The organism is Streptomyces sp. NPDC007164 (assembly GCF_040634135.1).
GTDB classification, from domain to species: Bacteria; Actinomycetota; Actinomycetes; order Streptomycetales; family Streptomycetaceae; genus Streptomyces; species Streptomyces sanglieri.
This window is the reverse complement of record NZ_JBEYFB010000006.1, coordinates 14,715-26,348: the sequence shown is the minus strand read 5'-3', so window position 1 is coordinate 26,348 and position 11,634 is coordinate 14,715. Positions and strand designations below refer to the sequence as shown.

Sequence of the window (11,634 nt, the reverse complement as noted above, 5' to 3'; positions counted from 1 at the left end):
ATCGGAAAGCGGCCGGTTGTATCGTCGAACCGTTCAACACCCGTCAGGGCTGGCTTCTTTTGGTTCGGATACGCAGGGAACGGCAGGAGAAATGACCGTGCAGCAGGACGCTCCCAACGGCGGCGACGCGCAGGACCTGGAGGTCTGGATCGACCAGGACCTCTGCACGGGAGACGGCATCTGTGTCCAGTACGCGCCCGAGGTCTTCGAGCTGGACATCGACGGTCTGGCCTATGTGAAGAGCTCCGACGACGAGCTGCTGCAGGACCCGGGCGCCACCACGCCCGTCCCGCTGCCGCTCCTCCAGGACGTGGTCGATTCGGCCAAGGAGTGCCCGGGAGACTGCATCCATGTCCGGCGCGTCTCGGACAGCGTCGAGGTGTACGGCCCCGAGGCCGCCTGATCCGGCGGCCACGGGTCCTCGGTCACTCGCGGTGACCGGTCAGGCGCTGCTCGGGGCGGCCCGGGTGGCGCGGACGAACGCGCCGCCCCGCCACTGCCAGGTGACCCGCTCCTGCTGGTCGGGGCAGCAACGCGGCACCGCGTCCGAGGAGTAGCCGAGCAGAGTGGCCGAAATGACTCCGTCACGCACCGCGAAATCGCCGATGCTCGTCGCCTGGGCGGGGTCCACCAGGGTCGCCACGACCCGCGGTGCGGCCCCGCTCCCGCGTGTGAGGACGTAGACGCCGCTGGGCGGGGTGCCGGAGCCGGCCGCGCAGTGGACCACCGCGACGGTCTCGGGACGGCCGTCACCGTCGAGGTCGCCGGTGGCCTGCTTGGCCACGGTGCTCTCCACTCCGCCACACTCCAGGGGGAAGTCCGCCCGGGCCGGATCGGGGGCGGTGACGGCCTCGGTGCCGTGCTGCGCCGTGGTGCGGTGCGGGGTGGAGGCAGAGGCCGTGGGGTCCGGCTGGAGCAGGCCGGCGGCCGCGACGACGGCGGCCATGGCAGCCGCGGTGGCGAGCCAGTGCAGCGGCTTGGTGTCGGTGTGCGCGAGGTCCGGGAGCTCGGAGGTCTGCACGCGGGATGTCTCCTGTGGTTCCTGTGGATCGAGGACGCCCGGGTGGGCGGAGCCACCGGTGGGACTGCCGCGGCGGCATGGGGTGGCCAGCATCGTGCCACACCTCACAGAACAGCGGAACGGTGGGGTCGGCACGGAATTCGGCCACCGAGGACGGTGTCCTCGTAGCGGCAACGAAAGGGCGCCGCCGCCGAGTTCCCGGGTCGGTCCGGGAACTCGGCGGCGGCGCCGGTGCGTTGCGCGGGTCAGCCGCGGGAGGAGCCGCTCTGGCTGCCAGGACCGTCGTAGTCCTCGCCGTAGGCGCCCTTGGCGGGGCGGCGGCGGCGCAGCGGGGCCTCCACACCGTCGGCCAGGCGGCGGGCGGTGACGAGGAAGCCGGTGTGGCCGATCATGCGGTGGTCCGGGCGGACGGCCAGGCCCTCGACGTGCCAGTTGCGGATCATCGATTCCCAGGGCTGCGGCTCGGCGAAGCAGCCGATCTCACGGATGGACTCGACGGTCCGCGCGAGCTGGGTGGTGGTGGCGACGTACGCGCACAGGATGCCGCCGGGCACCAGCGCCTTGGAGACGGCCTCCAGGCACTCCCAGGGCGCGAGCATGTCGAGGACGACACGGTCGACGTCGGTGTCCGAGAGGTTGTCCTGGAGGTCGCCGACGGTGAGCTGCCAGGCCGGGTGCGGTTCGCCGAAGTAGCGTTTCACGTTCTGCTGGGCGATCTCGGCGAAGTCCTCGCGGCGCTCGTAGGAGTGCAGCATGCCCTGGTCGCCGATGGCGCGCAGCAGGAAGGTGGAGAGCGAGCCGGAGCCGACGCCGGCCTCCACGACGCGGGCGCCGGGGAAGATGTCGGCGAAGGCCAGGATCTGCCCCGCGTCCTTGGGGTAGACCACGGCGGCGCCGCGGGGCATGGACAGGACATAGTCGGGGAGCAGGGGGCGCAGCGCGAGATAGGCGACGTTTCCCGTGGTTCGGACAACACTGCCCTCGGGAGCACCGATCAGCTCGTCGTGCGGGAAAGAACCCTTGTGGGTGTGGAAGTTCTTTCCGGCCTCGAGCGTGAAGGTGTAGTGGCGTCCCTTGGGATCGGTGAGCTGGACCTGGTCCCCGACCTTGAAGGGCCCGCGTCGGCGGGCGGCACCGGTCGGTTCAGACATGTGACCAGCGTACCGGTGATTCCCCGGGCTCCGACCGCGAGCCCGGGGCGGGACCGGGCGGTCAGGCGGCGGGCCTGGCCAGGGCGGCGACGAACGCGCGTTCGACGTCGGCGGTGGAGAGTACGCCGTAGATCTCGCCGGTCTCCTCCAGGACGAGGTACTCGGTGGCCGGGCTGGCCTTGAGCCGGTCCAGGAGCGCCTCACCGGCCAGCTCGGCGGAGACCTTCATGCCCTCGGTGAGGTCCTGGGCAAGGCCGCTGACGGCGACCCAGGGGCGGCGGTGTTCCGGCACGGCGACGATGGCCGTCTCGCGGACGATGCCCTTCGGTTCGCCGTGTCCGTCGACGACGACGAGGGCGCGGGCGCCCGCCTCGTTGGCCCGGCGCAGCGCCTCGGAGAGCGGGGTGGCGGACTCCACCGGGACGGCACGCCGGGTGAGGGTGCGGGCGCGCAGCTCGGGAAGGTGTTCGCGCAGGCGGGCCATGCGCAGGCTGTTGCCCGCCCCGGTCCAGATGATCGCGGCGAGGATGGCGGCGAGCAGCGCGTCGGTGATGGTGTCCATGCCACTGAGTTCACCGGGGTCGTTGCCGAAGGTCCCGGTGTGGGTGAGCAGCGGCAGGCCGACCAGGGTGACGACGGCGAGGGCGCGGCCGACCCAGGCGGCGGCGACGGTGCCGCTCATCGGGCGTCCGGTGATCTTCCAGACGACCGCGCGGAGCATCCGTCCGCCGTCCAGCGGGAGGCCCGGCAGGAGGTTGAAGGCGGCCACCAGGAGGTTGGAGATCATCAGCCCGGCGAGCAGGACACCGGGCACGGTGCCCGGGGCGACGAACAGCATCCCGATGTAGAAGACGCCCGCGAGCACCAGGGAGAGCAGCGGTCCGACGAAGGCGAGCAGGAATTCGCGGCCCGGGGTCTCGGACTCCTTCTCGATCTCGGAGACGCCGCCGAAGAACTGGAGCTGGATGCGGCGCACCGGCAGCTTGTAGCGCAGCGCCACGACGGTGTGTGCGAGTTCGTGGACGAGCACCGAGGCGTAGAAGGCGATCGCGAAGAAGAGGGAGACCAGGTAGCGCGCCGTGCCCAGCTCGGGCAGCACCCGGTCGAGCTGGCCGCCGAAGACCCAGGTGATCAGTGCGGCCACGAGGAACCAGCTGGGCGCGACGTACACCGGCACGCCGAACGGGCGGCCCATGAGAAGGCCGCCTCCGGGCTCTTCGGGGCGCTGCGGTCCGCCCTTGCCGGGGCCGGTTCCGGGAGGCGTTCCCCCTGCACCGGGCTGCGGCCGCCCGCTGTCGCCGCTCTCGTCCACGGGGTCCCTTCGGTCGGTGCCCTACGGCACGATCATGCAGTGTTCGAGGCTGTGTGGTCGATGGTATGCCGACCGCTGTCAGTGGCGGGCCGTAGGGTCTTCGACATGACCTCCCTGCCGCGGCCCGCTCAGCCGCCTTCGTCCCTGTCGCCGTCGCGGGCGAGCGATTTCATGCAGTGTCCGCTGCTGTACCGCTTCCGGGTCATCGACAAGCTGCCGGAGAAGCCCAGCGAGGCGGCTACCCGGGGCACGCTCGTCCATGCGGTGCTGGAGCGCCTGTTCGACAATCCCGCGGTGGAACGCACGGCGGGCCGGGCCACGGCGCTGGTCCCCGCCCAGTGGGACCGGCTGCTGGAGTCCAGGCCGGAGCTGTCGGAGCTGTTCGCCGAGGACGCCGGGGGCGAGCGGCTGGCGCGCTGGCTCTCGGAGGCGGAGGGCCTGGTGGAGCGGTGGTTCTCGCTGGAGGATCCGACGCGCCTGGAGCCCGCCGAGCGCGAGCTGTTCGTGGAGACGGAGCTGGAGTCGGGCCTGCGGCTGCGCGGGGTGATCGACCGGATCGACGTGGCGCCGACGGGCGAGGTCCGGATCGTCGACTACAAGACGGGGAAGGCTCCGCGCCCGGAGTACGCGGAGGGCGCGCTCTTCCAGATGAAGTTCTACGCCCTGGTGATCTGGCGGCTGAAGGGTGTGGTGCCGCGCCGGCTCCAGCTCGTCTACCTCGGTAGCGGGGACATCCTGACGTACGACCCGGTGGTGGCGGACCTGGAGCGGGTGGAGCGCAAGCTGCTGGCGCTGTGGGACGCGATCCGGCTGGCCACGGAGACGGGCGAGTGGCGGCCCCGGCCGACGAAGCTCTGCGGCTGGTGCGACCACCGGTCGGTCTGTCCCGAATTCGGTGGCACCCCCCCGGTCTATCCGTTGACGGCCCGCCCGGCCGAGGCGGCGCAGGATGTGCAGGGCAGAATGGATCCGGTCCATGCTGAGGCCGGCCGGCCTGTGGCCCTCGAAGGACCTTGAAGGAGACCCTGTGGCTATCCGCGTCCTACTGGTCGACGACCAACCGCTGCTGCGCACCGGCTTCCGGATGATTCTGGAGGCGGAAGGCGATCTCGCGGTGGTGGGTGAGGCCGGTGACGGTCTCCAGGCTCTCGACCAGGTGCGGGCGTTGCAGCCCGATGTGGTGCTGATGGACATCCGCATGCCGCGGATGGACGGCGTCGAGGCGACCCGCCAGATCACCGGACCGGGCCGCGACGGCCCGGCGAAGGTGCTGGTGCTGACCACGTTCGATCTCGACGAGTACGTGGTGGAGGCGCTGCGCGCCGGTGCCAGCGGCTTCCTGCTGAAGGACGCTCCGGCCAATGAGCTGGTGCAGGCCATCCGGGTGGTCGCGGCGGGCGAGGCGACGCTCGCCCCGAGCATCACCCGCAGGCTCCTCGACAAGTACGCGGACCATCTGCCGTCCGGCGAGGAGCCGCTGCCCGACACCCTGCACACGCTGACCGACCGCGAGGTCGAGGTGCTGAAGCTGGTGGCCCGCGGCCTGTCGAACGCGGAGATCGCCGCGGATCTGTTCGTCAGTGAGACGACGGTCAAGACGCATGTCGGCCATGTGCTGACCAAGCTCGGGCTGCGCGACCGTGTGCAGGCCGCGGTGTACGCGTACGAGAGCGGTCTGGTCCGTCCCGGCGCCCAGTGAGCGGAGCAGGGAGGGCGGCGCCCGCGGCCGGGCGGCCGGGGGCGCCGTCCATGCTCAGACGCGGCCGTCGCCCAGTTCCCAGAGCTGGAGTTCCGCGGAGGAGTTGACCGCCCACTCGACGCCGGTGAGGTCCTCGCGGGAGGCGACGTACTGCTTGCCCTGCCAGATCGGCAGTACCGGGACGTCGTCGGCGACGATGTCCTGGAGCTGCTGGAAGGCCTTGGCCGAGGCGCTGCGGTCGGTCTCGCCGCGGGACTGCGGAATGAGCGTCTTCTGGGCCCGCACCGACCTGTAGGGCGAGTTGAGGAAGTTGTTCCTGTCGAGGAACGGCGCCATGAAGTTGTCGGGGTCCGGGAAGTCGGGGAACCAGCCCATGCCGTAGACGGCGTAGTCGCCGCGCAGCTGTGCCGGGCGGTACTTCGCCCAGGGGCTTCCCTGGACGCTGATGTCGAACAGTCCGGTGTCGTCGAACTGCTTCTTCAGCGTTCCGAACTCGGCGGCGGTGCCCGCGCCGACGCGGTCGGTCGGGTAGTGGAGCGTGAGCTTCACCGGGGTGTCGACGCCCGCGGCGTTCAGGATCGCCGCGGCCTTCGTGGTGCTGGGTTCGTTGTACTTGTTGTAAAACGCGTTGGCGTGCGCGGTGATGCCGGACGGGATCAGCGAGTACAGCGGCTCGGCCGTGGTGCCGTACACCTTGCTCGCGATTTCGCCGCGGTCGACGACCTGGGCCATGGCCTGGCGGACGGCCTTCTTCTTCACGGCCGGGTCATTGGTGTTGAAGCCCAGGAAATGGATGGCGAGGCCGGGCATCTCGGTGAGCTTGATGCCGTCCTTGGGCTTTACCAGCATCTGCTGGGACTGCTCGGGCGACATGGTGCGGGCCATCATGTCGATCTTCCGGTCGTCGAGGGCCTTGCCCATGACCACCGGGTCGGGGAAGACGTCCAGCTCGGCCTTCTCGTTCCGTATCTTCAGATCCCCCTTGTAGTGAGGGTTCCTGGTGAAGAGCACCTTGACGATCTGATTGTGCTCGACTTCCGGCTTCATGGTGTACGGGCCGGAGCCGTTCACCTGGAATCCGTTGCGCGCGGACTTCGCCGCGTACTGGCTCCGCGGCACGATCCCGGCGACCGGGGTGGCGAGCTTGTACGGAAACGTGGCGTCCGGCGCGCGAAGGTGGAAGACGACCTCCTGCTCGCCCTGTGTCTCGACCGTGTCTATGTTGTCGAGCAGGGCGACGGGCCCGTTGGGGGCATCGATGCGGATGACGCGGTCGATGGAGTACTTCACGTCCTCGGCGGTCAGGGCCTTGCCGTCGGCGAACTTCAGACCGCCGCGCAGCTTGCAGCGGTAGCTCTCGTTCTGCGTGTCCGTGAAGGTGCAGCTCTCCGCGGCCTCCGGCACCGGCTCGCCGCCGCCACGCGGCACGTGCACCAGGGTTTGCACGGTCTGCCGGAGCACGTTCCACACGCCGGCTTCGTAGCCGATGGCGGGATCGAGCGGCGCGGGGTTGTCCTTCGAGGCGACGAACTTGTCCGTGGTGCCGACAACGATGGCGGCGTTGCCATCGCTCCCGTCGCCCGACGCGCCGCAGGCGGCGAGTACGGGCGCGAGCAGGCCGACGACGGCCGGCAGCACCAGAGTCTTGCGGTTCATCTTGGACGCTCTCCCTCATCCGGGCATTGAGAAAGCGACATTAGTAGGCATCGTCGGCAATGCCGGACCGGAGAACTGCCGGTGCGTAATCGGATGGTGATGCGAATTAGCGGCGAGCCGTTTTCCCACCCCGGGAATGTTTCACGGATATCCGGATGAACCCGGACAATCAAACGTCTCGAAACGGGCGGCCCTTGGGGTCCTGAAAGCCCTCCGGGCCATTCCTGGGTGACAAAGCTCACGCCCCGGGACGTTCGAATCCTTTATTCGAGCACCGGCTCACTCACGCACATACGACAGAAAATGCACCATCCACCGCCGAGAGCTTTTCCATTCATTCACAGAAATACTCTCGGTATGCGGATCAATGGTTTCCCGTGACCAGGCCCCGGAGAAAAGCGAGATCGACTTCTTCGAGGGAACGTACGACCACCCGGCCGGACGCGGGGGCGATCGGGGCGACGGACGGTACGGCGACCACCCGGCAGCCCGCCGCCTCCGCGGCCGCGACACCGGTCGCGGTGTCCTCGATGACCGCACAGCGCTCGGGATCCGCGCCGAAACCGGAAGCGGCGGTGAGGTACGGCTCCGGATGCGGCTTGGTACGGGCGACCTCGTCGCCCGCGACGGTGAGGGCGAAGTGGTGGCTGCCCACCGATTCCAGGACCCGGTCGATGATCCGCCGGTGCGAGGCGGAGACCAGGGCCGTGGGGATCTCGTGCCTGACCAGCTCGGCCAGCAGCCGGGCCGCGCCCGGCATCAGCGGCACACCGCGGCCGATGCGCTTCTCGAAGCGGTCGTTGAGCAGCACGGTCAGCTCGTCGAGAGTGATGTCCGCGCCGGTGACGTCCATGAGGTAGCCGGCGCTGCGGGTCATCGGCCCGCCGACCACCACGTCCCGCCAGGCTTCGTCGAGCCGGTGCCCGAGCTCGGCGAAGACCTCCACCTCCGCGTCCCACCAGAATCCCTCGGTGTCGACGAGGGTGCCGTCCATGTCGAGAAGGACGGCCTGGAGCGCGGCGCCTTCGGCCGTGCGGGTCAAAGACGCGGGGACCGTGCTGGTCATCCGGCACACCTTCCATAGGGACGAGAAGGCCGGCCGCCGTTTCCCGTGGGAAGGGCGACCGGCCTGCACTGGACCGACAAGTGTACGACTTGTCCTGCTACCGCGCGTTGAACATCGTCTTACCGCGCGTTGAAGTACTTCGCCTCCGGGTGGTGGATGACGATCGCGTCGGTGGACTGCTCCGGATGCAGCTGGAACTCCTCCGAGAGATGCACCCCGATCCGCTCGGGCTGGAGCAGCTCGGCGATCTTCGCCCGGTCCTCCAGATCGGGGCAGGCACCGTAGCCGAGGGAGAAGCGCGCGCCCCGGTACTTCAGCGCGAACATGTCCTCGACGTCGGAGGGGTCCTCGCCACCGAAGCCCAGCTCGGCGCGGACGCGGGCGTGCCAGTACTCGGCGAGGGCCTCGGCCAGCTGCACGGACAGGCCGTGCAGCTCCAGGTAGTCACGGTAGGAGTTGGCCTCGAAGAGCTTCGCGGTCTCGCCGCCGATCTTCGAGCCGACGGTGACGACCTGGAGGCCGATCACGTCCGTCTCGCCGGACTCCTCGGGGCGGAAGAAGTCCGCGAGGCAGAGGCGGCGGCCGCGGCGCTGGCGCGGGAAGGTGAAGCGGGTCCGCTCGGAGCCGTCCTCGTGGAGCAGGATCAGGTCGTCGCCCTTGGAGACGCACGGGAAGTAGCCGTAGACCACGGCGGCTTCCAGGAGGTTCTCGGTGTGGAGTTTGTCGAGCCAGCCGCGCAGGTGCGGGCGGCCCTCGGTCTCCACCAGCTCCTCGTACGTCGGTCCGTCGCCGGCGCGGGCCTGCTTGAGTCCCCACTGGCCCTTGAAGAGGGCGCCCTCGTCGAGCCAGGACGCGTACTCCTTGAGCTGGATGCCCTTGATGACCCGGGTGCCCCAGAAGGGGGGCTCGGGCACCGGGTTGTCGACCGCGACGTCGGAGCGGACGCCCTCCTGCGGCTCGTCCACCTCCAGCACCGCCGTGTCCCGCTTGGGCACCCGGCGCTGCTTCAGCTCGGGCAGCACCGCGCCCGGGACGCCTCGTTTGACCGCGATCAGCGCGTCCATCAGCCGCAGCCCCTCGAAGGCATCGCGGGCGTAGCGGACCTCGCCCTCGTAGATCTCGTGGAGGTCCTGCTCGACGTAGGCCCGGGTGAGGGCCGCGCCGCCGAGGATGACGGGGAAGTCGGCGGCCAGCTTGCGCTGGTTCAGCTCCTCCAGGTTCTCCTTCATGATCACGGTGGACTTCACCAGGAGACCGGACATGCCGATGACGTCGGCACGGTGCTCCTCGGCGGCCTCCAGGATCGCGGAGACGGGCTGCTTGATGCCGAGGTTGACGACGTTGTAGCCATTGTTGGACAGGATGATGTCGACGAGGTTCTTGCCGATGTCGTGGACGTCGCCGCGGACGGTGGCCAGGACGATGGTGCCCTTGCCCTCGGCGTCGGACTTCTCCATGTGCGGTTCGAGGTGCGCCACGGCGGTCTTCATGACCTCGGCGGACTGGAGCACGAAGGGCAGCTGCATCTGGCCGGAGCCGAAGAGCTCGCCGACGACCTTCATGCCCTCCAGGAGGGTGTCGTTGACGATGTCGAGGGCCGGGCGGGTCCGCAGCGCCTCGTCGAGGTCGCTCTCCAGGCCGTTCTTCTCGCCGTCGATGATGCGGCGCTGAAGCCGCTCGTCGAGCGGCAGGGCCAGCAGTTCTTCGGCCTTGCCCGCCTTCATCGACTTGGTGCTGACGCCCTCGAACAGCTCCATGAGCTTCTGGAGCGGGTCGTAGCCCTCGGCGCGGCGGTCGTGAATGAGGTCGAGGGCGACCTTGACCTGCTCCTCCTCCAAGCGGGCGATCGGCAGGATCTTGGAGGCGTGGACGATCGCGGAGTCGAGTCCGGCCTTGACGCACTCGTCGAGGAAGACGGAGTTCAGCACGACGCGGGCGGCCGGGTTGAGACCGAAGGAGATGTTGGACAGGCCCAGCGTGGTCTGCACATCGGGGTGGCGCTTCTTCAGCTCGCGGATCGCCCCGATGGTGGCGATGCCGTCGCCGCGGGACTCCTCCTGGCCGGTGCAGATGGTGAAGGTCAGCGCGTCGATGAGGATGTCGGACTCGTGGATGCCCCAGTTGCCGGTCAGGTCCTCGATGAGCCGCTCGGCGATGGCGACCTTGTGCTCGACGGTCCGGGCCTGGCCCTCCTCGTCGATGGTCAGCGCGATCAGCGCGGCGCCGTGCTCGGCGGCCAGCGCGGTGACCTTGGCGAACCGGGACTCGGGCCCGTCGCCGTCCTCGTAGTTGACCGAGTTCAGGACGGCGCGGCCGCCCAGCTTCTCCAGACCGGCCCGCAGGACGGGCAGCTCCGTGGAGTCCAGCACGATCGGGAGGGTGGACGCGGTGGCGAACCGGCCGGCCAGCTCCTCCATGTCGGCGACACCGTCGCGGCCCACGTAGTCGACGCAGAGGTCGAGCATGTGCGCGCCCTCGCGGATCTGGTCCCGGGCCATCTCCACGCAGTCGTCCCAGCGGGCGTCGAGCATGGCCTCGCGGAACTTCTTCGACCCGTTGGCGTTCGTACGCTCGCCGATCGCCAGGTACGAGGTGTCCTGGCGGAACGGCACGGTCTGGTAGAGGGAGGCGGCGCCCGGCTCGGGGTGCGGGGTGCGGGGGGTGACGGCCACGCCCCGGACCCGCTCGACGACCTGGCGCAGGTGTTCCGGAGTCGTGCCGCAGCAGCCGCCGACCAGCGAGAGGCCATACTCCCGGACGAAGGTCTCCTGCGCGTCAGCGAGCTCGGCCGGGGACAGCGGGTAGTGCGCGCCGTCCTTGCCGAGGACGGGGAGGCCGGCGTTGGGCATGCAGGAGAGCGGGATGCGGGAGTGCCGGGCGAGGTAGCGCAGGTGCTCGCTCATCTCGGCGGGGCCGGTGGCGCAGTTCAGGCCGATGAGGTCGATGCCGAGGGGTTCCAGGGCGGTGAGCGCCGCGCCGATCTCGGAGCCGAGCAGCATGGTGCCGGTCGTCTCGACGGTCACGGAGCAGATCACCGGGAGGTTGGCCCCGGTGGCCTCCAGGGCGCGGCGGGCGCCGATGACGGAGGCCTTGGTCTGGAGCAGGTCCTGGGTGGTCTCGATCAGCAGGGCGTCGGCGCCACCGGCGATCATGCCCTCGGCGTTCTGCTGGTAGGCGTCGCGGAGCCTGGTGTACGGGGCATGGCCCAGCGTCGGCAGCTTCGTGCCCGGTCCCATCGAGCCGAGCACCCAGCGCTGCTGTCCGGTGGAGGCGGTGAACTCGTCCGCGACCTCTCGGGCGATGCGCGCGCCGGACTCGGAGAGTTCGAAGACCCGCTCGGGAATGTCGTACTCGCCCAGGGCCGCCAGGTTGGCGCCGAACGTGTTCGTCTCGACGCAGTCCACGCCGGCGGCGAAGTACTCCTGGTGCACCGAGCGCACGATGTCGGGGCGGGTGACGTTCAGGATCTCGTTGCAGCCTTCGAGGTTCTCGAAGTCCTCAAGCGTGGGGTCCTGTGCCTGGAGCATGGTGCCCATGGCACCGTCGGCCACCACCACGCGGGTGGCGAGCGCCTCGCGGAGGGCTTCGGCTCGGTTCCGGCTGTCGGCGGAAGGGGTCGGCGACGAGGCCATGGATGTACTCCCTGGGATGCGACGGCTGTCGGCTTTGCGTCTTCGGTGGAAGGCGCACCAGGCCAGCCTAGCCGGGCGGCGCCCGGGGCCGTCACTC

At 69.7% G+C, this 11,634-nt stretch carries 9 protein-coding genes; 3 read left to right on the top strand and 6 right to left on the bottom strand.

Features of this window, described 5'->3' with window-relative positions; all coding sequences use genetic code 11:
• The first annotated feature begins 91 nt into the window (after nt 1-91).
• Nucleotides 92-403: a ferredoxin gene (locus ABZ622_RS11550; RefSeq protein WP_124718705.1), complete on the top strand. Its 312-nt coding sequence runs from the start codon at nt 92-94 to the stop codon at nt 401-403.
• A 39-nt stretch (nt 404-442) separates the two neighbouring features.
• Here the strand turns inward: ABZ622_RS11550 and ABZ622_RS11545 are convergent, their stop codons facing one another.
• The 3 genes from ABZ622_RS11545 to ABZ622_RS11535 all read right to left on the bottom strand — a co-directional run bounded on the left by ABZ622_RS11545 (nt 443) and on the right by ABZ622_RS11535 (nt 3,484).
• A complete protein-coding gene (locus tag ABZ622_RS11545; RefSeq protein ID WP_360542162.1) occupies nt 443-1,021 on the bottom strand; it encodes a hypothetical protein in 579 nt (192 codons plus the stop codon).
• Between the two features lie 245 nt (nt 1,022-1,266).
• Complete coding sequence (locus ABZ622_RS11540; protein WP_360542161.1) at nt 1,267-2,172, bottom strand: tRNA (adenine-N1)-methyltransferase; 906 nt, start codon at nt 2,170-2,172, stop codon at nt 1,267-1,269.
• A 61-nt stretch (nt 2,173-2,233) separates the two neighbouring features.
• Nucleotides 2,234-3,484, bottom strand: coding sequence for a site-2 protease family protein (locus tag ABZ622_RS11535; protein WP_360542160.1), 1,251 nt, complete (start codon nt 3,482-3,484; stop codon nt 2,234-2,236).
• Between the two features lie 171 nt (nt 3,485-3,655).
• Here ABZ622_RS11535 and ABZ622_RS11530 point away from each other — a divergent pair, with 171 nt between their 5' ends.
• Both ABZ622_RS11530 and ABZ622_RS11525 read left to right on the top strand, forming a co-directional pair.
• Nucleotides 3,656-4,501 carry a PD-(D/E)XK nuclease family protein gene (locus tag ABZ622_RS11530; protein WP_360542314.1) on the top strand — a complete coding sequence of 282 codons (846 nt, stop codon included), beginning with the start codon at nt 3,656-3,658 and terminating at the stop codon, nt 4,499-4,501.
• A 10-nt stretch (nt 4,502-4,511) separates the two neighbouring features.
• The gene (locus ABZ622_RS11525; protein ID WP_360542159.1) at nt 4,512-5,183 is read left to right on the top strand and encodes a response regulator transcription factor; all 672 of its coding nucleotides are present in this window, start codon (nt 4,512-4,514) and stop codon (nt 5,181-5,183) included.
• 54 nt (nt 5,184-5,237) lie between these two features.
• On the opposite strand, the gene ABZ622_RS11520 is transcribed toward ABZ622_RS11525, so the two are convergent.
• The 3 genes from ABZ622_RS11520 to metH form a co-directional block, all read right to left on the bottom strand.
• Nucleotides 5,238-6,839: an ABC transporter substrate-binding protein gene (locus ABZ622_RS11520; RefSeq protein WP_360542158.1), complete on the bottom strand. Its 1,602-nt coding sequence runs from the start codon at nt 6,837-6,839 to the stop codon at nt 5,238-5,240.
• A gap of 364 nt (nt 6,840-7,203) precedes the next feature.
• On the bottom strand, nt 7,204-7,905 hold the full coding sequence (locus tag ABZ622_RS11515; RefSeq protein WP_360542157.1) for an HAD family phosphatase: 702 nt from the start codon (nt 7,903-7,905) through the stop codon (nt 7,204-7,206).
• A gap of 119 nt (nt 7,906-8,024) precedes the next feature.
• Nucleotides 8,025-11,537, bottom strand: a complete 3,513-nt coding sequence (metH, locus tag ABZ622_RS11510) for a methionine synthase (protein ID WP_360542156.1) — start codon at nt 11,535-11,537, stop codon at nt 8,025-8,027.
• Nucleotides 11,538-11,634: the final 97 nt, after the last annotated feature.

Excerpts from the sequence above, each read along its gene's own strand:
- ABZ622_RS11520 (WP_360542158.1), bottom strand. The coding sequence starts at position 6,839 with ATGAACCGCAAGACTCTGGTGCTGCCGGCCGTCGTCGGCCTGCTCGCG.
- ABZ622_RS11540 (WP_360542161.1), bottom strand. The coding sequence starts at position 2,172 with ATGTCTGAACCGACCGGTGCCGCCCGCCGACGCGGGCCCTTCAAGGTC.
- metH (WP_360542156.1), bottom strand. The coding sequence starts at position 11,537 with ATGGCCTCGTCGCCGACCCCTTCCGCCGACAGCCGGAACCGAGCCGAA.
- ABZ622_RS11550 (WP_124718705.1), top strand. The coding sequence starts at position 92 with ATGACCGTGCAGCAGGACGCTCCCAACGGCGGCGACGCGCAGGACCTG.
- ABZ622_RS11515 (WP_360542157.1), bottom strand. The coding sequence starts at position 7,905 with ATGACCAGCACGGTCCCCGCGTCTTTGACCCGCACGGCCGAAGGCGCC.
- ABZ622_RS11530 (WP_360542314.1), top strand. The coding sequence starts at position 3,656 with ATGCAGTGTCCGCTGCTGTACCGCTTCCGGGTCATCGACAAGCTGCCG.